Genomic DNA, 24,301 nt, shown 5'->3' with positions numbered 1-24,301 from the left:
CCGCTGTCAGGGTCGGCCGTTCCCGCCATCGGAAGCATCCGATGGAACCGCGGCGGTGCGAGCGTGGCCAAGGGGGTACCCAAAGCGGACGAGTCGACCGTAGAAAGGCGGTGGGGATGATGGCGCTCCCGCTGGTCGTGGGTGTTGACGGATCGGACTCCAGTCTTGAGGCGGTGGACTGGGCCGTGGACGAGGCGGCCCGCCACGCACTGCCCTTGCGCCTGGTCCACGCCTCCCGATGGGAGCAGTACGAGGGCCGTCTCCCCTCGTTCGGCACCAGCCGCTCCTCCGGGGAGATCGTGGCCGAGAACATCGTCGCCTCCTGCATGCAGCGCGCGACATCGCGCAACGCGGAGGTGAAGGTGTCCGCCGAGGCCCTGTCCGAGGACGCCGTGTCGGCTCTGCTGCAAGAGGGCCGCGAAGCGTTCGCCGTGGTCACCGGCTCCCGCGGCAGGGGCGAGCTGGCGGACACGCTTCTGGGCTCGGTCAGTCTGGCGGTGGCGGCACGTTCCCTCTCTCCCGTGATCGTGGTCCGCGGCGCGGAGCGCAACCGTCGGGCGGCCTTCGGACGTGTGGTCCTTGCGGTCGGCGATGTCGCGGAGGGGTCGGCCGCCATCCGGTTCGCCTTCCGCGAGGCGCGGGCGCGGGACGCCGAACTGCACGCCGTACGCACCTGGCGGCGCCCGGCGCACTCACACGGGAGCCAGTCGCTGCTCATACACGAGGCGAGCACCCTGCTCTACGAGGAGCAGGCGGCGACCATCCTCAATGAGGTGCTGGACGAGGTCGAGCGCGAGGAGGGCGACAAGGGCGCCAAGACCGTGTGCCACCGCGAGGTGATCGAGGGCCCGGCACACCGGGTCCTTCAGGACGTGTCGGAGCAGGCCGATCTGCTGGTCGTCGGATCTCTGCACCGTCGCGACCGCTCCGGGTTGCAGCTCGGCCGGGTCAGCCATGCCGTGCTGCACCGCGCGGCGTGCCCGGTGGCCGTCGTCCCGCAGCGGGTGTGACCGGAACGGGTGTGCTCAGGCCCGCCACCTGCGGGCGGCGCGCAGCCGTCGCAGATAGGGGTCGTACGCGTGGCGGGGCAGGATGCGCAGCCGGACGTCCAGGGCCACGACGCCATCGGGCCGGGCCACCACCGGGTTGAGGTCGGTCTCGGCGAGCTGAGGGAGGTCACAGGCCATCCGCGACAGTCGCAGCAGGAGCTCTTCCAGCCCCTCCAGGTCGACAGCCCCGCCACCGCGATAGCCGAACAGCAGTGGGGCACAGCGCGGGGCGGTGAGGAGGCTGTGCACGTCGCGGTCGGTGAGCGGGGCGAGCCTGGCGGCGTGGTCGGCGAGGAGTTCGGTGGCGGTGCCGCCGAGGCCGAAGAGCACCAGGGGGCCGAACACCTCGTCCTGGACGACGCCCGCGAACAGTTCGATGCCCCGGCGCGCCATCGGCTGGAGGAGGGCACCGGTCATCCGGTCCCCGAAGCGCGTCCGCAGTTCCCGGTACGCGTGGCGTACCTGGTCCGGCCCTTCGAGGTCGAGCCGCAGCGCTCCTTGGTCGCTCTTGTGCACCAGGCCGGGCCAGTACGCCTTGATGGCCACCCGGCCGCGCTCCTCCCCGACCAGGTGCCGTACAGCGGCCGCGGAGGTGTCCTCGTCCTCGGCCCAGGCCCAGGGCAGCTGGGGGATGCGGTAGCGGTCGAGCAGGGCCGCGCAGTCACGCGGGTCGAGCCAGCCACCGCCGGGGTGGCGGGAGAGGAATGTTTCCACGAGGTCCGCCGCACCGGCGCGGTCGATCCCCGACAGCGGGGGGACGCTGCCTGGCGGTTCGGCCCGCCAGTGGGCATAGCGGACGGCGTGGGCGAGGGCACGGGCCGCCGACTGGGGTTCGGTGTAGGCCGGTACCAGGCTGTCGTCCGCGGTCGGCAGGAGCCGTACGGGAGCTTCCTGGTCGAGGAGGACCGCGGCCACCGGGCGGGATCGCCGCCCGGGTGCGGCGGTGAGGGCGAGCAGCGGGTCGTCCCGGGTGCCGGTGGCCAGCGCGGTGGGTACGAGCGCCACCAGTACGGCGTCCACGGCTCCGTGCGCCGTCAGCCGGTCCAGGCAGGAGCGCAGCCGGTCGGCGGTGACCGCGGCCGTGGTGTCCACGGGGTTGGTGGTGGCGGCCCCCGTCGGCAGAATTCCTCGCAGCTCATCGGCCAAACCCGTGTCGAGGGCGGGTACCGTCAGCCCCGCGTCGACGCAGGCGTCGGCGGCGAGCACACCGGCTCCCCCGGCGTTGCTCACGACCGCGACACGGGCACCGGCGGGCAGTGGCTGGGCGTGCAACAGCGCCGTGGTATCGACCAGTTCGGCGACGCTCTGGGTGGCGATGATGCCCGCCTGGGTGAACAGGGCGCGGCGGGTCATGGTGGGGGTGGCCGCGGCGGCGGTATGGGAGGCAGCAGCGCGCCGTCCGGCTTCCGAGCGGCCCGCGTCCACGGTCAGGACGGGCATGGTCCGGGCGACGCGGCGGGCGGTGCGGGAGAAGGCCCGCGGATTGCCGAAGGACTCCAGGTGGAGCACGGCGAGCCGGGTCGCGGGGTCCGACTCCCACCACTGGAGCATGTCGTTGCCGCTGACGTCGTACTTGTCGCCGAGCGAGACGAAGCTGGACACGCCGACACCGAGGCGCCCGTACCGCTCCAGCAACGCGATGCCGACGCCGCCGGACTGCACGGCGACGCCCACACACCCCGGCAGCGGCGGATGCGCGGCGAACGTGGCGTTGAGACGCACCTCGTCGAAGGTGTCGGCGATCCCCAGGCAGTTGGGGCCCACCAGCCGCATCCCGTGGCGGCGACAGCAGGTGAACAGCGCCTCCGCCTGGCCGGCGTCGAGCCCCGCCGTCAGGACGACCAGCGCCCGCACCCCCACCGCGCCGCATTCCTCCGCCACGCCCGGGACCGCGGGAGCCGGTACGGCGAGCACGGCGAGTTCGGGCACGCGCGGCAGGGCAGCCACGGACGGGAACGCCGGTGTTCCCTCGATGACGGGGGCATGGGAGTTGACCGCGTACAGCGGACCGGTGAAGCCCCCGGACCGCAGGTTCCCCAGCACGGCGCGCCCCACCGATCCGGGCCGCCGGCCCGCGCCGACGACGGCCACCGAACGCGGCCGCAGCAGTGGCCGCAGGCTGGCCACATCGGCGATCCGGCCCCGCCGGTCCACCGCCGCAAGGTAGTCCTCGTCCTCCGCCAGGTGGACGGTGCAGCGTACGTCGGTGCCGTCGAAGTGGCGTGAGGTGCGCAGACCCAGATCGCCGAAGACCTTCAGGACCTCGTGGTTCTCGGCCAGCGCTTCGGCCGTGAAGGCCGAGATCCCCGCCTCCCGGGCCGCGTGCACCAGGTGTTCGAGCAGCAGGGTGCCGATGCCCAGGCCGTGGCGGCCCTCGGCAACGGCCAGGGCAATGTCGGCGGACACCGGTTCGCCGGGGGCCGTGGGCAGCGTGTCGTACTCGGCCACGCCGACCACCCGGCCCCCGGCCACCGCGACGAGCGCCTGGTATCCGGGGTGTTCCGGTGCGCAGATGCGCTCCGCCGCCGCCCGTGCGTAGCGCGGATTGACGGCGAAGAAACGCAGCCGCAGGGCCTCGGGGGACATCTCACGGTGCATCCGCAGGACCTCGTCCAGGTCCTGCGGCCGGGCGGGACGTATCTCGACGGTGCTGCCGTCCGCGAGCAGTGCGTGGACCGTGCCGGGACGGTGGGTGGTGTCCGTCATCCGTGCCCCCTTCCGTCGGCCGGGCCGGCCTTGGGGACTGGTCCGCGGTCCGGGACCAGGAGCGAGGCGGCATGGTCGGGCACGAACGTCTGCAATTGCCTGGGGGGCCGCTGGTAGCCGGTGGGCGCGGGGCGGGACGGCAGCCGCAGGTCCGGCAGCCGGACGTCGCCGTACGGCACAGTGGACAGCAGATGGGCGATCATGTTGATCCGGGCCGTGCGCTTGTCGTCGCTCTCGACGACGTACCACGGGGCCTCGGGGATGTCGGTGTACGCGAACATCTCGTCCTTGGCCCGGGAGTACGCCTCCCAGCGGGTGATGGACTCCAGGTCCATCACCGATATCTTCCAGCGTCGGGTGGGGTCGCTCAGCCGCTGACGGAACCGCTGCTCCTGTACGGCGTCGCTCACCGAGAACCAGTACTTGAGCAGCAGGATCCCGTCCTCGACCAGCATCCGCTCGAAGACCGGGCACTGACGCAGGAAGCGCTGGTACTCCTCTTTGGTACAAAAGCCCATGACGCGTTCAACGCCGGCCCGGTTGTACCAGCTACGGTCAAAGAGCACGATCTCACCGGCCGCGGGAAGCTGCTCGACATAGCGCTGGAAGTACCACTGGGTGCGTTCGCGGTCCGTCGGCACCGGTAGGGCGACGGTGCGCACGACACGTGGGTTGAGGCGCGCGGTGACCCGTTTGATCGCGCCGCCCTTCCCGGCCGCGTCCCGTCCCTCGAAGACCACCACGAGGCGCTGGCCCTCGCCCCGTACCCACTCCTGGAGCTTCACCAGCTCGACCTGCAAGCGCCGCAGCTCCTTCTCGTACCGTGCGCGAGGCAGTCGTCCTGCTCCGCTCTCGTCCGGTGTCGTGCGGCGCGCCATCGGTTCTCCCTTCCAAGGGCGGCTGACCGCGTTTCGTCAGTCATGGGGTACGACGGCGACGGGGCACGTGGCGTGATGGAGGAGGGCGTGGGTGACATGGCCGAGGCGGGGGCTCACGGCGGGCCGGTGGGTGGGGCGGCCGACGACCACCAGGCCGGCCCGCGAGGCCGCCGTCAGCAGGACCTCCGCGGCGTGACCGTGCTCGACGTGCTCGGTCACCGGGACATCGGGATATTTCTCCTGCCACAGCTCCACCGCTTCGGCCAGCCGCCTAGGCTCCGCATGTCCGGCACCCTCGCCAGGAAGTGTCCGCGGGCCGTGGGGGAACACGGCCGGCGGCGCCAGTACCCGTACGGCACGCACCCCGGTCCCGTGTGCGGCGGCGGTGGCGAAGGCGAACTCGATCGGTACGGCCGACTCCGGCGGATCCTGGATGCCCACGACCACCTCGCCCCCTCCGGGCCCGGTCCGTTCCTCACTGCCTCGGCGCACCATCACCACCGGGCTCGTCGAGGACCCCAGCACGTGCAGTCCGACGGATCCGAGCAGAAAGCCGGCTGCCCGGCCCTGCCCGTGCGACCCCAGCACCAGCATCTCCGAGGCAGCGCCGCGGGCCACAAGACCCTCGACGGCCGTGCGCGGGACGAGTTCGGCGGAGACCGGCACCTTTGGGTAGCGGGCCATGAGACGCGCTTTCGCCGCGTCCAGGGCCTCCTGTGCCCAGAGTTTGCGCATCTCGGGGGTCTGGGCGGTACGCGCCGTCTGCGCCGGCAGCATCCAGGCGTGGACCAGCCGCAGCGGCGCGCCTCGGCACTGCGCCTCGCGCGCCGCCCACTCGGCGGCAGCCAGGCTTTCGGGCGAGCCGTCCAGGCCGACGGTGATGGGGCGTGCCATCGGAGTCTCCGTCATCGGGTCTCGGCCTCCTCGCGGATTCCGGTGCCGTCGCGGACGGGCAATCGCGGTGGCCCCCGCGCGCCACCACACCGGGGACGCGGGGGTGCGCCGGTCACCCATGCGGCCAGTGTGGCACCCATCGGGCGGCCACGCTGCCGAGCCGCATCGCCTATGGACAGCCCAGTCCAGCGCGACAGGCCCCCGCCCGGTGCGGACACTGGGAGCGAGGGCCGAACCAAGAGGAGAGGTCGTGGCCGGACTCCGGGACTTTCTGCTGCGGTTCCGCCCGGTCGGGTCGCCGGGCCGGGCGGCGCCCGGCGGCGTGCCCGCAGACCGTACAGCGGAGCTCAGCGCCGAGTTGGAGCCGCCGCTGGCGCTCCTGGAAGAAGCCGAGGAGGAAGCCCGGCACATCCGCGACGGCGCGGCCCGCGAGGCGACGGAGAGGCGGCGCGCGGCCGAGCGCCGGGCCCGGGAGATCGTGGAGAGCGCCCAGGAGCGGGCTCGGGAGGTGCGGGCGACGAGCGCGGCCCGCGTCCGCCGGGACGCCGAGGCCGAGGCGGCGGAACTGCTCGCCACAGCACAGCGGGAGGCGTCCGCGGTGCGCCGCAGGGCCGAGGAGCGTATGCCCCGTCTCCTGGACCGGGTGGCGCACCTGGTCGCCGAGGACATCGAGACCCCGCACACCCCTGCCAGAGGTCGGCCCGGGAACACCGGTCGGGGGAATCCGTAAGTGGGCGCCGCATGGGTGGCCGGGGTGACACGCGCCAGGGCCATGCTCTCGCGCGCCCTCGGCAGGCAGGAGGCAGAGGAGGTTGCTTCGGCACCGGGCCTCCAAGCCGCCGTTCGCCACCTGAGTTCCTCGCCCTACGGTCGGGGGCTGCTCCCCGGGACATCGCTCGCCGACGCCCAGCAGGCAGTGACGGCCGCTCTTCTATGGCATCTGCGGGTGCTCGCCGGGTGGCAGCCGCTCAGCGGCGCGAACACCATCCGGCTGCTCGCCTCCGGGTTCGAGATCGCCAACGTGGAGGACCATCTGCGGACGCTGACGGGCGTCGGCCGAGCCCGGGTGCCGTACCGGCTGGGCGCGCTGGCGACGGCCTGGCCCCGGCTGGCCCGTACCGGATCGCCGCGGGAGCTGCGGGCCGCACTGGCCGCTTCCGGCTGGGGCGACCCCGGGGCTGCCACTCCCGCGGCGGTGGCCGTGGGGATGCGGGTGTCCGCGGCGGTGCGTACGGCGATGGCCGTGCCGGAGGCCGCGCGCTGGGCGGCGGGGCGGCTCGCCCTGCTGGTCGGGCGGGAGGTGTTCGTCGCCCGCCGTTCCTTGTCCCGGCCGTCCGCGCAACGGGCGGAGCGGCTGCTCGGCGCGAAGGCCATGGCCGCGACGTCGTTCGCCGACTACCACCGCGCGCTGCCGCCCGCCGCCCGCTGGGCCGTGGCCGGGATCGACGGTGAGACCGGTCTGTGGTGGGCTGAGGGCCGGTGGTGGGACCGGCTGGACGAGGACGGGCGGGCGCTGCTGCGCGGCTCCCGCCCCGGCTCGGCACCAGTCGTGGGCGCGGTCGCCGTACTCTCCACGGACGCCTGGCGGGTGCGCGGCGCGCTGGAGGGCGCCGCGCGGGGCGGCGGACATCTGGAGGCGTTCGATGCGGCGTCCTGAGGCGATGGTGCCGGTCCGCATGCGGAGGGTGGCGATCGTCGCCCCGCGAGACGCGCTGCGGGACACGCTGGTGCGCGTCGCCGAAGCCGGTTGCATCGAGATCGACCACACCGAGGGTGGTGGTCCGGGCGTTCCCGGTCAGGGCTCCGCGTCCCATCGGCTACGGCGTTCGCGGGTGGAGCCCGAGCGCGCGGTGCTCAGTGTCCGGGCCCCCGACCTCGACACGTTGGAGCGTGCGGGTCGCACCGATCTACTGGCCGGTGAGGCGCAGCTCGAAGAACGCCGGGGAAGTGCGGTGCGGCGCGGAGACGTCGCGGCACTCGCCGGGTGGTGCCCCGCCGACGACGTTCCGGCGATCGCGGAGCGTCTGGCAACGGCGGGAGGGGCGCTGGTGCCGCTGCGCGCGCCGCGCGGAGTGGAGCCGCCGACGCTGCTCCGCGAAGCCGGTGCGGTACGGCGTTCGTTCGTGCCCCTGGTGCGGACGTACGGGACGGTTCCGTACCCGGATCTCGACCCCACGCTGCCCGCGGGCATCGCCTACGTGGTGATGTTCGGGGTGATGTTCGGGGACGCCGGACACGGGGCCCTGCTGCTGCTCGCGGGGCTCGCGCTGCGCTTGGGCCGCCCCCGCCGGGCCGCGTCCCTGCGCCCGCTGTGGCCGTTCATCGCCGGGGCCGGGCTCACCAGCTGTCTGGCCGGTGCCGCGTACGGCGAGTTCTTCGGGCCGACCGGCGTGCTGCCGGTGCTCTGGCTGAACCCGCTGCGGGACCCGCTGCGGCTGATCGTCGCGGCCATCGGATTCGGCGCACTGCTGCTGGCCCTGGCGTACGCGGCGGGCATCGCGAACCGCTGGCGGGAAGGCGGGCCGGCGAACGCCCTGTTCGCACTCTCGGGGATCGCCGGAGCGATGCTCTACGTGGGCCTCGCCGTCATGGGTGGCAGCGTCTGGTTCGGGCGCGCCGCCATCGTGGCGGGCGCCGTGATAGCGGGTGCCGGCCTCCTGCTGGCCGGATCCGGACTGTCCGCCGTGGCCGGCGGTGGCGCGCAGGGCGCCGTCCAGGTGGGGATCCGGCTCTTCGACGGGGTGCTGCGCATCGGCTCCAACGTCATCTCTTTCGCACGGCTGGCGGCCTTCGGACTCACGCATGCCGCGCTCGGCGCGATCGTGTGGCGTGGCACCACGGCACTGGCGGACCGGGGCGGGGCGGCGGTGCTCGCGGCCGCGGTGCTCTTCGCCGTCGGCAACGCGCTCGCCTTCGCCCTGGAGGCGCTGGTGGCCGGGGTGCAGGCACTGCGACTGGAGTTCTACGAGCTGTTCTCCCGGGTCTTCGAGGCTCAGGGGCGTCCCTTCCGTCCCTGGCGCCTGCCCGTGCTGAACGGTGAGGGGCACGTGGCGACCGCGCCGCGCGGTAAGGCGACGTACGAGGAGGCCATGTGATCGCCTGGTTCATCGCTCTGCCCGTCGTCGGCGTGGTGCTGGCGCTGGGGCGGCTGCTGCTGCGACGGTCCCGGCACAAAGCCCTGCGGTGGGTATTCGCCACCAACGCCCTGCTATTCGCGGGGGCGGTGGCCCTCCTCGTGGTGGCCATGGGCAACGGGTCCGCACAGGCGGCGGCACCGGCCGCGGCACAGAGCTCCGGCGCCGCCTCGGCCGCCCTCATCGGGGCCGCCATCTCGGTGGCCGGGGCCTCCATCGGCGCGGCGATCGCCGTGGCCTACACCGGGGCCGCCGCGGTGGCGGCGCTCAGCGAGCGCCCGGAGCTCTTCGGCCGGGCGATGGTCATCGTCGGGCTGGCCGAGGGCATCGCCATCTACGGGCTGGTCGTCGCCATCATCCTGATCGGGAAGTCCTGACCATGGGACGGGTGGCGGCCCTCGGGGAGCGGACGCGCGTGGCGGGGCTCGCCCTGGCGGGTGTCACCGTGGTCGCCGCCGAGGAGCCGGACGCGGTCCGCGAAGCCTGGCGTGTCCTTCCGCCCGGAATCGAGCTGGTCATCCTCACGCCCGCGGCGGCGGACGCGCTCGGCCCGGGGCCGCTGGAGAGCGTCCGGCCGCTGACCGTGGTGCTGCCGTGATGAGGAAGCCGGTGTCCGACGAGGCGGTGCCCGCTCTCGCGCCGGTGCGCGCGGAGCTGCTGCGTACAGCGCGGGCCGAAGCGCGGGAGGTCCTGGCCCGGGCCGACCGGGAGGCCGCGGCGCTGATCAGCGAGGCACGGACCAGGGCGCGCGTCCTCGTCGAGGACGCCCACCGGCAGGGCGAACGGGAGGGCGCTGCCGCCGCCCGCGGCATCAGGGCGGGCGCCCGGCGAGACGCCCGGATGCGTGAGCTGGCCGCCCGCGAAGCGGTGTACGAGGAGCTGAGCCGCCGGGCCCTCGTACATGTCCGTCAGAAGTGGGGCCCGGCCGACTTGGGCCGACTGCGAGAACGCGCCCGAGGGCTGCTGGGGCCGGACGCCGAGATCGCCGAGGTCCCCGGCGGGGGCGTGGTGGGCCGTGTGCCGGGTCGGTGGGTCGACTGCACCGTGGACAGGCTCACGGAACGCGCGCTGGACCGGCTCGGCGCGGAGGTCGAGACGCTGTGGTCGCCGTGAGCGGAGCCGACGAAGCACGCGGGCGGCGTCCCAGCCGTGTTCTGCGGGTCGCCGGACCACTGGTCGAAATGGAGTACGCGGGTGACACCGCGATGTACGACGTGGTCTCCTTCGGCCCGTCCGGGATCCCCGGCGAGGTGGTGTCGATCAGCGGTGATGTGGTGACCGCCCAGTCCTATGAGTACACGGGCGGCTTGGCCCCCGGTGACGAAGCACGGTCCCACGGGGCGCCGCTGTCCGCGACGCTCGGCCCCGGCCTGCTCGGAGGCGTGTTCGACGGCCTGTTGCGGCCGCTGTCCGGCAGCGGGGACTGGCTGCTGCCCGGGGCCGCCCGGGGCCGGGCCGCTGAGCGGAGCTGGTCCTTCGTTCCGACGACGGGCGAAGGAGAACACGTCGCGGAGGGCGGCGTGCTCGGGGAGATCCGCGACCGGGGGCCGGTACGGGTCCGGGTTCTCGTGCCCCCGGGAGTCAGCGGTGTGGTGGAGCACGTCGCGCCGCAGGGTAGCTACCCCCAGGACGCCGTGGTGGCCGTCGTGGGCGGCACGGAGGTCCGGATCGCCACCTCGTGGCCGGTGCGCCGTCCGCGTCCGGTGCGGGCACGTGGTGGCGAGCCGGAGGCGTTGCACACCGGCCAGCGGGTGATCGACCTGCTGTTTCCCGTCGCCCACGGCGGCACGGTGGCCGTCCCCGGCGGTTTCGGTACCGGGAAGACCATGCTGCTCCAGCAGATCGCCAAGTGGTGCGACGCCGATGTGATCGTGTACGTCGGCTGCGGGGAGCGCGGCAACGAGATGGCCGATGTCATCGCCGAACTGTCCGCGCTGGAGGACCCGCGCACCGGCGGACGGCTCGCCGACCGGACGGTGACCATCGCCAACACCTCCAACATGCCGCTGATGGCCCGTGAAGCCGGTATCCATACGGGGGCCACTGTCGCCGAGTACTTCCGCGACATGGGGCTGGACACCGTACTGATCGCCGATTCCACCTCGCGCTGGGCCGAGGCCCTGCGCGAATTCGCCTCCCGCACCGGCGCGCTGCCCGCCGAGGAGGGCTACCCGGCCGGGCTGGCGTCCGCGATCGCGGCCTTCTACGAACGCGCGGGGGCGGTGACGACACTGGGCGGCGACCGGGGCTCGGTGACCGTGATCGGGGCGGTGTCCCCGCCCGGCGGCGATCTGACCGAACCGGTCACGGCTCACACCGAACGGTTCGTGCGCTGTGTGTGGTCGCTCGACCGCGACCTCGCCTATGCCCGTCACTACCCGGCCGTGTCGTGGGCGGGGTCGTTCTCCCGGGACGCGGCACCGCTCGCCGCCCGTCGGGCGGCCGACGGCGACCCCGCCTGGGCCGCCCGGCGCGACCGACTCGCCGCGGTGCTGGCGGAGGCCGACCGGCTGGCGGATCTGGTCGACCTGGTCGGCATCACGGCCCTGCCCGACTCGGAACGTGTGAGCGTCCTGGCCGGACGGCTGGTGCGCGAAGGAGTGCTGCAGCAGAGCGCGCTGTCCGCCAACGACGCCTACTGCGGCCCGGACAAGGCCGCGGCAGTGGCCGACGCCGTCCTCGCTGTCATCGACCGCTGCCGGGAACTCGTCGCATCCGGCGTCTCGGCGGCAACCGTGGAGGCCACGGACTTCGGGCCGGTGCTGCGGGCGCGCGAGGAAGTGGGCCCGTATGACACAGCGGGAGTGACAGCGCGCCGGGAGACCATGCTCGCCGGGCTCGGGGAACTGCGGTGAGTGGCCGCCCCCGGCCCATCCCCCGCGGCGCGGGAGACGAGGCGCCGTGACCACGTGGAGCGAGGTCGAGTACACGGCCGTGACGGAACTGCGCGGCCCGCTCGCCATCGTGCGAGGAGTCTCGGGGGTGGGGTGGGACGAGTTCGTACGGATCACCCTGGACTCGGGCGAGCAGCGATACGGCCTGGTACTGGAGGTCGACCGCGAACTCGCTGTGGTGCAGGTGCTGGAGGACACCGCCGGAATGGACCCGTCACGCCTGCGGGTGTCCTTCGCCGGGGAACCGCTGCGCGTCCCCGTCGGCCCGGGCTGGCTGGGCCGGGTGTGCAACGGCCGCGGCGAGCCCATCGACGGAGGGCCGCCGGTGTTCGGCGAGACCAGCGCGGCGGTGAGCGGTACCCCGATCAACCCGGTCCGGCGGGAGCCTCCATCCGATCCGGTCCTCACCGGCGTCGGCGCCGTCGACGCCCTGACGACGCTGGTGCGAGGACAGAAGCTGCCGGTGTTCTCCGCGGCCGGGCTGCCGCATCTGGAACTGGCGGCCCAGATCGCCGCGCAGGCCACCGCCGGTGGCGAGGCGTTCAGCGTCGTCTTCGCCGGCATGGGCCTGACCCATCCGGACGCCGCCTTTGTACGGGACGCGCTGGAGGAGCGTTCGGCCGCGGGCGAACTGGTGCTGCTGCTCAACACCGCCGACGATCCCGTGATCGAACGGACCCTGACCCCGCGCGTCGCGCTCACCGTGGCCGAACACCTCGCCTTCTCCCTGGGCCGCCACGTGCTGGTGGTGATGACCGACATGACCGCCTACGCCGAGGCGCTGCGCGAAGTGTCCGCGGCACGGGGCGAGGTCCCGGCCCGCCGGGCCTACCCCGGATACCTCTACAGCGATCTGGCCTCGCTGTACGAGCGCTGCGGCCGGATCCGCGGCCGCGCGGGCTCGATCACGGTGCTGCCCGTCCTCACCATGCCCGCGGGCGACATCACCCACCCGGTACCGGACCTGACCGGCTACATCACCGAGGGCCAGATCGTGCTCTCCCACAAGGTGCACGCCCGGGGGGTGTATCCGCCGGTGGACGCCCTGTCGTCACTGTCCCGCCTCATGCGCAAGGGAGCGGGCCCCGGGCGCACGCGTCCCGACCACCTGGACCTCGCGTCCCAGACGCTGGCCGCGCTCGCCCGGGCCCGGCAGGTCAGGGAGCTGTCGGACCTGGTGGGCGAGGCGGCCCTGAGCCCGACCGACCGCCGCTACCTCGACTTCGACGAGGCGTTCCTGCACCGCTTCCTGCACCAGCCGTATGACGAGGCGCGCCCCCTGGACCGGACACTGGACGCCGCATGGCAGGTTCTCCTCGCCCTGCCCCGCGGTGAGCTCACGATGCTGCCCGCCCCGCTGCTGGACGCGCACGGCGCGCGAGCGGAACCGGACCACGGCGAGCAGGCGGAGCTGGATGGCGGCGGCGAGCGGAACGGGGACGAGCCGTGACGGCCCCGTCCGGCCCTCCGCCCTCCCGCGCCGGACGGCTGCGCCTTCGGCACAGCCTGGATGTGGCGTTGCGTGGTGCGGAGCTCCTGGAGCGGAAACTGCGCGTCCTGCGGACACGGCACGAAGCCCTGCTGTCAGCCGAGGAGGCCGGTGCGCGGGCATGGCGGCAGGCCGTTTGCGACGCCGAGACGTGGCTGCTGAGAGGGCTGCTTCTGGGTGGCGAACACGCCCTGGAAGCGGCGGCGGAGGGGGTCGGCGCCACGGACTTCACCTGGCGTGAGGAGTCGACCGTGGGGGTGCGCCACCCCGCACTCGCCTCGTGCCGTATCCCGGACCGCTCCCCCGACGCGGCCACCCCGGGCAACACCGCTCTGGTGCACGCCGAAGCCGCCTACCGGCAGGTGCTGCTGGCCGGCGCCGAGTACGCCGTCGCACGGCAGGCCGCCCGGGTCGTCGGAGCGGAGGTGGCCGGCACGCGCCAGCGGGTCCGCGCCCTCCGGCGCCATTGGATCCCCCGCCTGGAGGAGACGCTCGACCGGATCAACCTGGCTCTCGAAGAGAGCGAACACGAGGACGCCGTACGCCGCCGCTGGGCCGCCGGCAGGTACAGAGAGCGTGGCGGACCGTAGGGGTGGTGCGTGATCATTTGAGCCCGCCATCGTTTGCCGACAGGGGAGGCATACGAGAAACGGCCGGTCTGTCAGCAGTCCGCTTCGTCGGGGGCGATCAACTCGCGCTGGGCGGTCTGGGCGACGCGGGCGAGAAGGGTGCGCAGCTGCTCCGCATCCTGGGTGTCGAGGTCAGTGAGGAGGCGTGCTTCGGCGGCGGCGAGGCTGCTCCGTACCTGGCTGAGGCGGGCGCGTCCGGTGGCGGTGATGAGGATCTGGCAGGCTCGCCGGTCGCGGAGGTCGGGGCGGCGGATCACGAGCTTGTGCGCTTCGAGGTCGTCGAGGAGATAGGTCATCACAGTGCGGTCGAGGCTGACCTCTTTGGCCAGGGCGAGCTGCGAGGGCGGCTCGCCGCCGCCGACCAGAACGACCAGAACGACCAGAGCGACCGCCACGGAGACCTCGTCGAAGCACCGTTGCGGCCAGCTGTCGCGCGGACCACCGGATGGATCGCGGGCAGCATCACAGCGGGAGCCGTGGCCCTCATCGTGCTCAACGTCCGCAGGGGCATCTCCTGCGCGATGGCCCGTCGCAGGCATGCCCAGTGGGGCGCCGAATGGGACCGGCTGGAACCCCGGTGGTCCCGGAGACTTCCCTGAAGGGCGCGGCTTCACGCAACCGCGGAAGGGCCCTGTGTGTCATCGGTGTGGAAAGAGATGTGTTCGCGGACCGAGACCACCCCGTCCACGCTCCGGCACAGCCGGACAATGATCGGAATCAGACTCTTCACTTCCACCGATCCGCCCAGTGTGACCTCGCCCTCCCGTACCTCGACCGTCACGGCGGAGGGAGCCAGCCGAAGGGTCCGGCGCAGGATGTCGCTGCTGATCTCGTCACGGATGGCATCGTCGTGGCGCAGGAAGACGCGCAGCAGGTCGCCGCGGCTGACGATGCCCATCAGTCTGTCCGTCTCGTCCACGACGGGAAGCCTTTTGATGTCATGGACCGCCATCAGGCGGGCGGCTTCGGCGACCGTCCACTCGGGGCCTACGCACACGGCAGGAGCCGACATCAGCTCCTCCGCCCTCGCACCCTCAGTCTTCGCCCGCTCCCATGCCTCCGGACGCGGCAGCAGCACCCGGCCGGACGGATCGGCCTGACCTGACACCTTGCGCAACAGGTCGGCCTCGGACACCACACCCATCGGACGGTCGGAAGCGTCCACGACCGGCACCGCTGTGACGTCGTTCTCCGCGAGGAGCGCGACGAGTTCCTTGAACGGCATGTCGCATGGCGCCCGGACCACCCCTCGGGTCATGAGCTCTCCCACTGTCCTGTGGTGCACCCTGTCGCCTCCTTCCGACCTTCTGCCGTCCCGGTCGGCTCCCGGCTGCCAAGCCTCGCAACTCATAGTGGCCTCCGAATGAGCTGCACGGCCCACCCGGTCGGCCATTCGGCCCAGGACAGCACTCAACCGCCGTGCCATGGTGGAGAGAGAAGGAGCAAGGGGGACGGGAGGCAGGAAACCTGATGCGTGCCCATGTCGGCGACCAACTGATCGTGGAGAGCCCGAGCACCGGCGCGACCAGGCGGGACGGTGAGATCATCGGGCTCCACCATGACGACGGAACGCCTCCTTACGACGTGCGATGGTCGGACTCGAATCGAGTCAGCCTCGTGTTCCCCGGCCCGGACGCACACATTCACCACATCGAGCACGCGTCGGAGAGGCCCCGGGGCCGCGCGAGTGGGCAACCCCCGTCCGACGAGGTCGTCACGGCTCTGGTACGGGACGCCACAGCCGCCCCGTCGATGCACAACGCCCAGCCATGGCAGTTCCGGTACTTCCGGGGCAGGCGTGTCTTCCACATCCGGGCAGACCTCCGGGGTTCCTTGCCCCACTCCGACCCGGAACTGCGCGCCCTGCACTTCGGCTGCGGCGCGGCCCTGATGAACCTGCGGGTCGCGGTCGCGCACGAGGGATGGCAGGCGACAACCCGGCTGCTTCCCGATCCGGCCGACTCCATGCTGCTGGCCTCCGTCGCACTGACCAGCCCGCTCGACGGCGGTGACGACGATCCGGCGTCCCTGTACCCCGCCGTGCACACCCGGCACACCAGCCGTTACCCCTTCGCCGAGACGCCCATACCCGATTCCGTACGCACCGCTCTTGCCGACGCCGCACGCCGGGAGTACGTCTCACTGTCGTTCGCGTCAGGCTGGCATCTACAGGCCGTCCTGGACCTGGCGCTGGAGGCCGAAGCCCGCAATCTCACCGATTCGGGCGTTGCGGCGGACCTGGCCCGCTTCACCCGCCGGGCGGACGATGCGCGGCCTGCCACCGAAGGCGTCCCGGAGCACGCCTTCGGGCCCCGCCGCCGCATCGGCAAGGCGCCCATGCGGGACTTCGCGGGCGGCGAACCGGTTCCCGGCCGGCCTACCGCCGACTTCGAGACCACCCCACACCTGGCCCTGCTGAGCACCGCACGCGACCGGCCCGAGGACTGGCTGCGCGCCGGCCAGGCGATGGAACGGGTGCTGCTGCACGCCACCCTCGACGGGCTGGCCGCCTCGTTCGTCACCCAGGCTCTGGAATGGGACGACCTGCGCTGGCCGCTGCGTGACCCTATGTCGGGATCGGCCTATGTGCAGATGGTGCTGCGGCTGGGCTACGGCCAGCCGGGCACGCAGACCCCTCGTCGGCCGGTCCATGACGTGCTGGACATCGAGCCGTAGCCCTGTCGACGCCACTGCGCGAGCCGCGTTCAGGAAGATGGTGCCGCCTCGGCGTGTCCAGGGGCGCTGAAGTGGCATTCGACATCCACGACGCCCTCCACGGCCCGGGCGAGGCGCGCGGCCACAGGAATCAGAGCGGTGTCGCCCAGCTGCCCGCTGAGAGTGGCCACGCCCTCGTCCACCCGCACGTGGATGGTGTGTGCGAGACCGGGGAAGAGACAGGACACCACCGTACGGCGGACCTCCTCCGCGATGTCCTCGTCCGCCCGGAGGAAGACCTTCAGCAGATCGCCCCGGCTGACGATCCCCCGCAACATGCCCTCGGCGTCGACCACGGGAAGCCGCTTGACCCGTCTGACGGCCATGATCCGCGCTGCTTCGGCCAACGTTGCGTCCATGTGCACGGTCACCGCCGGGGTGCTCATCAGCTCCTCCGCCGTCACCGCCCTCGCCTTCGCGAGGTCGGGCAGGCGCCGCATCTGCTCGAAGCGGTCCGGATCGCTGTCCCGGAACTCCTCCTTGGGCAGCAGGTCCGCCTCGGAGACGACTCCGATCACCCGCCCCTCGCCCTCCAGGACCGGCATGGCGCTCACATGCCACTGGCCCAGGGTCTGCACGATTTCCTTGAACGGCGCGTCCCGCCCGACAGCGACGACCGTTCGCGTCATCACATCGCTCACGATATGCGGAGTCTCAGGCACAGGACCTCTCCTCTCTCATCGGTTCCACCCGGCGTTTCCGATCGTGCCGTCGCCGACCCGACTCAGGGCGGGGTCCGCGGACGAGCGGTTTACCCCCGGTCATTCATGAGGAACCACGGCGACCGGACAGACGGCGTGGTGCACGGCCGCCTGCACCACGGGGCCAAGGCGGGGGCCGAGGGTGGCTGGGTGTCTCCGCCTCCCCACCATCAGCAGATCACTGTCGGCCGCGGCCCGTACGACCGCCTGGGCAGGGCTCTCCAGCCGGATTTCGTCGATGACCCGCACCCGGGGAAACTTCTCCCGCCACGGCCGCAGGACCTCGTCCAGTTCCCGTCGCGCCTGCTCGGCGAGGTCCCGGGCCACATCGGCCTCCGCGCCCCCGGCGGCGGTATATGCCCGGTCGGGCTTCCTCCCGTGGACGGCATGCAGCGGCACACCACGGGTGAAGGCGGTGACGTAGGCGAACTCGAGGAGGTTGTCCTGGGGACCGTGCAGGCTCAGGCCCACGACCACATGCCGTTGGCGTCCCTCCGCCGCCCGGTCCCCGCGGACCAGCACCACGGCCCGCTCCGCCCGGCCGACGACATGCAATCCGACGTCGCCAAGGAAGAAGCTCGCCACCCGGTCCAGCCCCCGTGAACCGAGCACCAGCATCCGCGACCGCGCGGCCGCGTCGAGCAGGGCCGTCTCGGCCTCGTCCGCGACCAGGTCCTCCACGATGGTCAGCCGCGGATGGAGGTCGGACAGTTCGGTGTGCGCGTCGTGCACGATCCGCTGCGCCCAGTAATTCTGCTCGTCCGCCGCGGGACTGTCGGGAGTGGACGGGGACAGCAGAATCCACGCGTGCGTCAGACGCAACGCCAGTTCACGCCGCTCCGCCTCACCGGCGGCCCAGCGAGCGGCGGCCAGACTCTCGGACGAACCGTCGAGACCTACGGTGACCACTTGCTCCATGGCGGTTGCCTCGTCTCACAAGAAGCCCCTCTACACCCGGGGAAGTACCCCGAAACCACTCAAACCACCACCCCGGTAGACGGGTGCAGCACCCCGTTCCCACGCGCGGCCGCGCCACTGGGACGGGAACATTGTGTGCGAGAGGAGGAACATGAGCAGCCACATGCCGCGGACAGACCACGCGACCGCGCCTCCCCAGCTGTCCTGGATGCTCACCCTTGCCACGACCGGGTTCTCGGTCGCCTTCTGGGCGTGGTCCCTGCTCGCCCCGCTCGCACCGGCCCTCCGGCAGGACCTCGGCCTCACGCCCTTCCAGCAGTCCTTGGTGGTGGCCACACCCGTGCTCGTCGGTTCGCTCGGGCGGATCCCCATCAGGGCGCTCACCGACCGTGTCGGCGCCCGGGTGATGTTCCCGCTCGTCACCGCCGTGACCATCCTGCCCGTGCTCTATCTCGGGCACATGGCCGACTCTCTGGCCGAGGTGCTCGGGGGCGGGTTCCTCCTCGGTCTGGGCGGCACGACGTTCGCGATCGGCGTCCCCTTCGTCAACGCGTGGTATCCCCCCGAGCGGCGTGGACTGGCCCTCGGACTCTTCGGCATCGGCACAGGCGGAACGGCCATCTCCGCCTTTACCACCGTGCAGCTCACCGATGCCGTTGGCCGGAGCTTCCCCTTCGACCTGGTCGCGGTCCTTCTGGCGGTGTACGCCGTCACGGCATCCCTCTTCCTCCGTGATAAGCCCCGGACGTGCCGTCACGGCGGAATCGCTGCTGGCCCGTACGGCGGCCACACTGCGTACGGTCGTCGCCTGGCAGGCGGCCTTCCTCTACGCCGTCTCCTTCGGCGGGTTTCGTCGCCTTCGGCGTGTATCTGCCCACGTATCTCACCACCGCCTTCGGGCTCGAACGCGCGGACGCCGCCACACGCACGGCCGGCTTCGTCCTGCTGGCCGTCGCTATGCGCCCGGTGGGCGGGTGGCTGTCCGACCGGGTGCTCCAGTTCCGGTTCTGGTGACGGCTTACGCCGTGGTGGCCGCTCTCGCGCTCGTCGCCGCGGCAGAGGCCCCCTTGGTCCCTCTCGGCACGATCTCCTTCCTGGGCATGGCCGCCGCGCTGGGCGCCGGCGCCGTCTTCGCTCTCGTCGCCCGCTTGGTGCCCCCGGAACGTGTCGGCTCCGTCACCGGCGTGGTCGGCGCCGCGGGCGGGCTCGGCGGCTTCTTTCCCCCGCTGGTGATGGGGGCAGTGAACAGTGTCACGCACGACTACACCTGGGGATACGTCCTGCTGGCCGCCACCGCGGCCGTCGCCGGAGTGTTCACCGCCAGCGTCGTACGACGTAACGCACGATGACCCGGAAGCCGCCGGAACGGCTGCCACCCTGCGGCTGCCCGCCCACTGTTCCTCGACCCAAACGGCCAACACCCGCTGGGTAAGGGCGAGCCACTCCCTCGCGACGCCTGGTCGCCCGCCGGCCCTCAGGTGCCCATTCGGCGCAGCACGCGTGGCCGCACGCACAAGTTGATCAAAGGATGTTGCTGACGGCCCGTCGGGAGCGAGCGGCCCGAGCCGTCCCCTTCCACCCATGCAAGGAGCCACGGCGCGTCATCACCGCAGCGCTCGGCGGGCACGATGTCGCCCCGGCCGTGGTGTCACCCGACTGACCGCTTCAGCGGTGGGGGAGCCACAGGGCGTGGCTCTGGCCGGGGGCGAGGGTGACGGTCCGGTCGGGGAGTACCAGCCGGATCGGCTCGTGATCGGAGTCGGGAACGGCGATCTGCAGTCGGCCGCGGTCCAAGCGGAGGCTCACGCCCCAGTGGCCGCGGTAGCGGAGGGAGAAGTGGAAGGCAGGCATTTGAGGAAGCGGAGCCGGGTCCAAGTGGAGTGCCCCGTCGTGGGTGCGCAGCCCGGTCAGTCCGCGCTGGACCAGGTCCAGGGTGCCGGCCATGGCGCCGAGGTGGATGCCTTCAGGAGTGGTTCCGCCCTGGATGTCGGCGACATCGGATTCCAGCGCCTGTAGGCAGTACTGCCAGGCCGCCGCACGCTTGGTCCGGGCAAGAACCCAGCCGTGCACCAGACTGCTGAGGGTGGAACCGTGACTGGTGCGCTTCAGGTAGTAGTCCACAGTGCGGCACCACACCGTGTCGTCCACGGTGTAACCGAGCGTTCGGAAGAGCGAGGTCAGTTCGTCCGGTGCAAAGAGGTATCCGAGCATGAGGACATCGGCCTGCTTCGACGCCTGGTAGCGGTTGACCGAATCACCCTCGGCCTCGAGGATGCGGTCGAGTCGGCGGATGTCCCGGTACGTGGCGCGGTAGGCGTCCCAGTCCAGCTCGGCCAGCTCCCCGTAGCGGTCGAACTGGCTGATGACTCCAGCGTGGAAGGGCACGTACAGCCGCCGCGAGATCTCCTCCCAGCGGGCGAGTTCGGCGTCGTCCAGGACCAGCCGCTCCAGCAGCTCCTGCCGCCGCCACACCGGCAGGCCGCGGGCAAGATCGAGTGCCCGGCCGAGTACCCAGGCAGCGGTGACGTTGGTGTACGCGTTGTCGTCCAGTCCCGGCCGGGAGCTGCCCGGGTATGCGTCGTGGTATTCGTCCGGGCCGACCACGCCGCGGATCCGGTAGCGGCCGAGCGCCGTGTCCAGATCTGCCAAGCTGCCCCAGAAGCGGGCGATCTGGAGGATCATCTCGGCGCCCTTGGTGTGCAGGAACTCGGTGTCCCCGCTGGCCTCGCAGTACTGCCACACGTCGTACGCCACCGCGGAGTTCACATGGTGCTGGAGCCGGGAGTGGTCCGGCAGCCAGTGGTTCGAGAGGGGGTTGAGGTGGAGTCGCGGTGTCTCCTCCCGGCCGTCGCTGCCGCTCTGCCAGGGGTACATCGCTCCTAGGTGTCCCGCCTCCCGGGCGGCTCGGCACGCCTGCGGCAGCCGCCGGTGGCGGTAGGTGAGCAGGCTCCGGGAGACTTCGGGGAAGTGCAGGTTCAGATAGGGCAGGACGAACAGCTCGTCCCAGAAGACATGCCCCCGGTACGCCTCGCCGTGCAAACCGCGCGCCGGGACACCCACGTCCAGATCGGCGGTGTGCGGCGAGAGGGTCTGGAGCACGTGGAAGAGGTGGAGCCGCAGGATGCGGCCGGGCTCCCCCGGTACGTCGAGTTCGGCGCGCCGCCACAGCGCGGCCCAGGCACCGGCGTGCGAGGCGCGCAGGCCGGGGAAGTTTTCGGCCGTCGTCGCGCGTTCCACCGCCGCCCGCAGCGGATCGGCGATCGCCAGGTCGCGGGAGGTGTGTATTGCCACGATCTTGTCGACGACGACCGGGTGGCCTGGTTCGACCAGCAGGGTCAGTGCGTGCCCGGCCCGCCGACGTCCGATGCGCGGACGGCATGACATCGGCTCGGCCCCTGTGACCCGGGTCTGCGCGGCGAGCGCGATACGGATGTCAGAGGTCCGGGTACGGCAGCGCAGCCATGCGGTATCGGAGTCCGCGTCACCGGAGCCGAACCCCGTCAGGTGACGCTCGTCCAGGCCCTCGTAACGGCGCACGTTGGCATTGCGCACGTCCCCGTCCAGGGCCGACTCGACCTCGATGCGGCGCAGTCGGTCCTCCGCCGTGAGGACGGTCCGCAGCGCGGCGAGGTGGGGGTCGCCCATGTGGACCAGCCGGTGCTGCTCCACTCCAAGCCGGTGCCCGTCGCGGTCGCGGTAGCCGACCGTCCGGGTGAGGATCCCTGTGCGCATGTCCAGAATCTGCTGGTAGTCGAGCGGCGCGCAGGTGTCCGGGGACAGCCACGCTCCGGCGGCGCCGTCCTCGGACAGTGTCCGCAGGCGCAGCGGCAGCCAGTTCGGCAGATTGACCAGATCCTCGTTCTCCACCTCGCGTCCCGCGACGGCGGAGCGCAACCGGTCGTAACACCCCGCCACGTACGTGCCGGGGTAGTGCACCGGCCCGGTACAGCTCTCGGGCGCAGCGCCGCGGGTCGCCGTATAGCCGTTGCCGAGGGTGCACAGCACCTCACGCAGCCGTTCGGCGGCCGGGTCATAGCCGCGGTACTCCCACGTCCACTCCGTCATGGGGCGCTCATCTCCTCGTCCCATGATGGGAACGCCGCCCCGACGGCGCATGCCGACCGACGGGGGCGGCGGGGCCCTTCGGCCCATGTCCGGTCCCTTCCCGCCGGACCGATCCTGGACATCGGGCGGCCGGGATACGAGGGCGGTGAGGGAGATGTCCGACGCGACCACTACCGACCTGTACGAGGTCACGATGGCCATGGCGTACCTGGACGAGGGAATGACGGCCCCCGCCACGTTCAGTCTCTTCGTACGGAACCTGCCACCCGGCCGCGGTTTCCTCGTCAGCGCGGGCCTGGAGTCGGCACTGGACTTCCTCTCCGCCTTCCGTATCCGCCCCGAGGACACGCGCACCTTCGCGGAGGTACTGCGCCGTCCGCCCCGCGACCTGGCAGCCCTGACCGGCCTGGAGTTCACCGGAGAGGTACGGGCGGCGCCCGAGGGCCGGGTCGTGCTCGCCGGAGAACCGCTGCTGGAAATCACGGCGCCACTCCCCCAGGCCCAGCTGGTGGAGACGTACGTGCTCAACCAGCTCAGCCACCAGACCGCGATCGCCTCGAAGGCCGCGCGCTGCGTACTCGCGGCGGCGGGCCACCCTGTCGTGGACTTCTCCCTGCGGCGGACGCACGGGACGGAGGCCGGATTCCACTGCGCGAGGCTGGGCGCGATGACGGGATTCGCGGGCACCAGCAACGTGGCCGCGGCAGCCGCCTGCGGTCTACCGGCCATCGGCACGATGGCCCACTCGTTCGTGGAGGCGTTCGCCTCGGAAGAGGAGGCGTTCCGTGCCTTCGCCCGCACCCACCCCGGACCGGTGACACTACTGGTGGATACCTACGACACCCGGCAGGGCGTCCGCACGGCGGCGCGAGTGCTGCACGACCTGGGGTGCGCCCCCGGCTCGGCCGTACGGCTCGACAGCGGCGACCTCGGCGCGCTGGCGAGCGAGGCCCGCACGATCCTGGACAGGGCCGGGCTGCCGGAGGTGCGCATCGTCGCAAGTGGCAGCCTCGACGAATACGCGGTGGACCGGCTGGTCCGCTCGCAGGCCCCCATCGACGTCTACGCGGTGGGCACGCGGGTCGGCGTCTCCGCCGACGCCCCTTACCTGGACTCCGCGTACAAGATGGTCCAGTACGACGGTCGGCCGGTGATGAAGCTCTCCGCGGCCAAGGTGACCGCTCCGGGACCGAAACAGATCTTCCGCCGCCCGGGACACCCCGATCTGATCGCCCTCAGCGACGAACCGCCCCCACCCGACAGCCATCCCGTGCTGGAAACGGTGATGCGCCACGGACAGCGCACCGCCCCACGCCCCACGCTCGCGGAAAGCCGTGAGCGCCTGACCGCCGATCTGGCCGACCTGCCGCACGCCGCCCGGCTCATCGAGCATCCAATCGCGCCGAAAGCCGTCTCCTCCGCAGCGCTGACCGCGCTCACCGATCGAGTACGCGACCGCCTTCACGCCCTCACCGTCACGGGGGTGCACACCGGTTCGGTGCGATGACACGCGCACGCGGTCTTGTCGATCAGTGTCCGCGAGGTGCGTACATGGTCACGGCCATTCCGGCGAGGCAGATCAAGGCACCGATGACGTCGAAGCGATCGGGGCGGTAGCCGTCGGCGACCATGCCCCAGGCGATCGACCCGGCGACGAAGATGCCACCGTACGCGGCGAGGATGCGGCCGAAGTCGTCGTCGCTCTGGAAGGTCGCCACCACCCCGTACAGCCCGAGCGCGATGACGCCGGCGCCGATCCAGACCCACCCCTTGTGCTCGCGGATGCTCTGCCATACGAGCCAGGCGCCTCCGATCTCGAACAGGGCGGCGACGGCGAAAAGGGCGATGGAGCGGGCGACGAGCATGACGAGGGTCTTTCTGACGGGGTGAGCAGGGGGAAGAGTAGGCGGGCCCGGTCAGAGGGCCGGGCCGAACAGCTCGGCGAGCAGGCCGGCCGCGTCGGCCGGGGCTCGGACCTCCAGGCGGAGGACCCGGCCGTCGAGGTGGAGGCGGAAGTCGAAGAAGGGGCAGCACTGCTGCTCGGCCGCAGCGAGTTCGGCGACGGTGGCCGTCCGGTCGGCGGGCAGGGTCAGCCGCAGCCCATCGGGAACCGGTGTGCGCTCGGCGCCGTCGACGGCCGCGTGCCAGGCGGCGGCGCGCTCGGCCATCCGGTCGCCGGTCAGGGAACAAGCCACGGGCAGGCGCGCTGCGGTGCGGGCGGCAGGCCGG

At 72.1% G+C, this 24,301-nt stretch carries 22 protein-coding genes and 1 pseudogene; 13 read left to right on the top strand and 10 right to left on the bottom strand.

All coding sequences use genetic code 11. The annotated features are described in order from the left end of the window. Positions 1-119 precede the first annotated feature (119 nt). Complete coding sequence (locus ACZ59A_RS31340) at positions 120-1,010, top strand: universal stress protein (RefSeq protein ID WP_470965616.1); 891 nt, start codon at positions 120-122, stop codon at positions 1,008-1,010. Between the two features lie 15 nt (positions 1,011-1,025). On the opposite strand, the gene ACZ59A_RS31335 is transcribed toward ACZ59A_RS31340, so the two are convergent. From ACZ59A_RS31335 to ACZ59A_RS31325, 3 genes are read right to left on the bottom strand one after another with little or no spacing between them, the layout of a single operon-like run. Next, positions 1,026-3,755, bottom strand: coding sequence for a bifunctional acetate--CoA ligase family protein/GNAT family N-acetyltransferase (locus ACZ59A_RS31335; protein WP_470965526.1), 2,730 nt, complete (start codon positions 3,753-3,755; stop codon positions 1,026-1,028). Further along, positions 3,752-4,633 (bottom strand): polyphosphate kinase 2, encoded by an 882-nt coding sequence (gene ppk2 / locus ACZ59A_RS31330; RefSeq protein ID WP_470965523.1) that lies wholly within the window; start codon positions 4,631-4,633, stop codon positions 3,752-3,754. Before ppk2 ends, ACZ59A_RS31335 begins: the two co-directional genes overlap by 4 nt. Before the next feature lie 36 nt (positions 4,634-4,669). Then, positions 4,670-5,542 (bottom strand): universal stress protein, encoded by an 873-nt coding sequence (locus tag ACZ59A_RS31325; protein WP_470965520.1) that lies wholly within the window; start codon positions 5,540-5,542, stop codon positions 4,670-4,672. Positions 5,543-5,777: 235 nt separating this feature from the next. On the opposite strand from ACZ59A_RS31325, the gene ACZ59A_RS31320 reads away from it, so the two are divergent. Genes ACZ59A_RS31320 through ACZ59A_RS31280 form a run of 9 tightly spaced genes read left to right on the top strand, consistent with a single transcriptional unit; the run spans position 5,778 to position 13,634 of the window. Beyond that, positions 5,778-6,257: a hypothetical protein gene (locus ACZ59A_RS31320; RefSeq protein WP_470965517.1), complete on the top strand. Its 480-nt coding sequence runs from the start codon at positions 5,778-5,780 to the stop codon at positions 6,255-6,257. 24 nt (positions 6,258-6,281) lie between these two features. Next, positions 6,282-7,184, top strand: a complete 903-nt coding sequence (locus tag ACZ59A_RS31315) for a hypothetical protein (protein ID WP_470965514.1) — start codon at positions 6,282-6,284, stop codon at positions 7,182-7,184. Beyond that, complete coding sequence (locus ACZ59A_RS31310; protein ID WP_470965511.1) at positions 7,171-8,622, top strand: V-type ATPase 116kDa subunit family protein; 1,452 nt, start codon at positions 7,171-7,173, stop codon at positions 8,620-8,622. The genes ACZ59A_RS31315 and ACZ59A_RS31310 overlap by 14 nt, the downstream gene beginning before the upstream one ends. Further along, positions 8,619-9,038 carry an ATP synthase subunit C gene (locus tag ACZ59A_RS31305; protein WP_470965508.1) on the top strand — a complete coding sequence of 140 codons (420 nt, stop codon included), beginning with the start codon at positions 8,619-8,621 and terminating at the stop codon, positions 9,036-9,038. The genes ACZ59A_RS31310 and ACZ59A_RS31305 overlap by 4 nt, the downstream gene beginning before the upstream one ends. Positions 9,039-9,040: 2 nt before the next feature. After that, the gene (locus ACZ59A_RS31300) at positions 9,041-9,259 is read left to right on the top strand and encodes a hypothetical protein (protein WP_470965506.1); all 219 of its coding nucleotides are present in this window, start codon (positions 9,041-9,043) and stop codon (positions 9,257-9,259) included. Then, on the top strand, positions 9,259-9,774 hold the full coding sequence (locus tag ACZ59A_RS31295) for a hypothetical protein (RefSeq protein ID WP_470965503.1): 516 nt from the start codon (positions 9,259-9,261) through the stop codon (positions 9,772-9,774). The genes ACZ59A_RS31300 and ACZ59A_RS31295 overlap by 1 nt, the downstream gene beginning before the upstream one ends. Beyond that, positions 9,762-11,516 carry a V-type ATP synthase subunit A gene (locus ACZ59A_RS31290; protein ID WP_470965500.1) on the top strand — a complete coding sequence of 585 codons (1,755 nt, stop codon included), beginning with the start codon at positions 9,762-9,764 and terminating at the stop codon, positions 11,514-11,516. Before ACZ59A_RS31295 ends, ACZ59A_RS31290 begins: the two co-directional genes overlap by 13 nt. Positions 11,517-11,562: 46 nt before the next feature. Next, positions 11,563-13,005 (top strand): V-type ATP synthase subunit B, encoded by a 1,443-nt coding sequence (locus tag ACZ59A_RS31285; protein WP_470965497.1) that lies wholly within the window; start codon positions 11,563-11,565, stop codon positions 13,003-13,005. Further along, positions 13,002-13,634, top strand: coding sequence for a V-type ATP synthase subunit D (locus tag ACZ59A_RS31280; protein WP_470965494.1), 633 nt, complete (start codon positions 13,002-13,004; stop codon positions 13,632-13,634). The genes ACZ59A_RS31285 and ACZ59A_RS31280 overlap by 4 nt, the downstream gene beginning before the upstream one ends. A gap of 71 nt (positions 13,635-13,705) precedes the next feature. Here the strand turns inward: ACZ59A_RS31280 and ACZ59A_RS31275 are convergent, their stop codons facing one another. Together ACZ59A_RS31275 and ACZ59A_RS31270 are read right to left on the bottom strand one after the other, a co-directional pair. Then, on the bottom strand, positions 13,706-14,068 hold the full coding sequence (locus ACZ59A_RS31275) for a MarR family winged helix-turn-helix transcriptional regulator (RefSeq protein WP_470965491.1): 363 nt from the start codon (positions 14,066-14,068) through the stop codon (positions 13,706-13,708). A 215-nt stretch (positions 14,069-14,283) separates the two neighbouring features. Next, positions 14,284-14,958, bottom strand: coding sequence for a CBS domain-containing protein (locus ACZ59A_RS31270; protein WP_470965488.1), 675 nt, complete (start codon positions 14,956-14,958; stop codon positions 14,284-14,286). A 185-nt stretch (positions 14,959-15,143) separates the two neighbouring features. On the opposite strand from ACZ59A_RS31270, the gene ACZ59A_RS31265 reads away from it, so the two are divergent. Further along, positions 15,144-16,349, top strand: coding sequence for an Acg family FMN-binding oxidoreductase (locus ACZ59A_RS31265; RefSeq protein WP_470965485.1), 1,206 nt, complete (start codon positions 15,144-15,146; stop codon positions 16,347-16,349). A 29-nt stretch (positions 16,350-16,378) separates the two neighbouring features. On the opposite strand, the gene ACZ59A_RS31260 is transcribed toward ACZ59A_RS31265, so the two are convergent. Beyond that, a complete protein-coding gene (locus ACZ59A_RS31260) occupies positions 16,379-17,050 on the bottom strand; it encodes a CBS domain-containing protein (protein WP_470965482.1) in 672 nt (223 codons plus the stop codon). Positions 17,051-17,149: 99 nt separating this feature from the next. Beyond that, positions 17,150-18,007, bottom strand: a complete 858-nt coding sequence (locus ACZ59A_RS31255) for a universal stress protein (protein ID WP_470965479.1) — start codon at positions 18,005-18,007, stop codon at positions 17,150-17,152. A 151-nt stretch (positions 18,008-18,158) separates the two neighbouring features. On the opposite strand from ACZ59A_RS31255, the pseudogene ACZ59A_RS31250 reads away from it, so the two are divergent. Further along, positions 18,159-19,356, top strand: a pseudogene (locus ACZ59A_RS31250) (MFS transporter). 316 nt (positions 19,357-19,672) lie between these two features. Here ACZ59A_RS31250 and ACZ59A_RS31245 read toward each other — a convergent pair. Beyond that, positions 19,673-22,072: a glycoside hydrolase family 65 protein gene (locus tag ACZ59A_RS31245; protein ID WP_470965476.1), complete on the bottom strand. Its 2,400-nt coding sequence runs from the start codon at positions 22,070-22,072 to the stop codon at positions 19,673-19,675. A gap of 154 nt (positions 22,073-22,226) precedes the next feature. Here ACZ59A_RS31245 and ACZ59A_RS31240 point away from each other — a divergent pair, with 154 nt between their 5' ends. Further along, positions 22,227-23,579, top strand: coding sequence for a nicotinate phosphoribosyltransferase (locus ACZ59A_RS31240; RefSeq protein WP_470965473.1), 1,353 nt, complete (start codon positions 22,227-22,229; stop codon positions 23,577-23,579). Positions 23,580-23,601: 22 nt separating this feature from the next. Here the strand turns inward: ACZ59A_RS31240 and ACZ59A_RS31235 are convergent, their stop codons facing one another. Both ACZ59A_RS31235 and ACZ59A_RS31230 read right to left on the bottom strand, forming a co-directional pair. Then, a complete protein-coding gene (locus ACZ59A_RS31235; RefSeq protein ID WP_470965470.1) occupies positions 23,602-23,937 on the bottom strand; it encodes a YnfA family protein in 336 nt (111 codons plus the stop codon). Between the two features lie 51 nt (positions 23,938-23,988). Beyond that, complete coding sequence (locus tag ACZ59A_RS31230) at positions 23,989-24,267, bottom strand: hypothetical protein (RefSeq protein WP_470965467.1); 279 nt, start codon at positions 24,265-24,267, stop codon at positions 23,989-23,991. Between the last annotated feature and the right edge of the window lie 34 nt (positions 24,268-24,301).

This window comes from Streptomyces sp. NPDC040405 (assembly GCF_055595765.1).
This window is presented reverse-complemented; position numbering and strand designations above follow the sequence as displayed.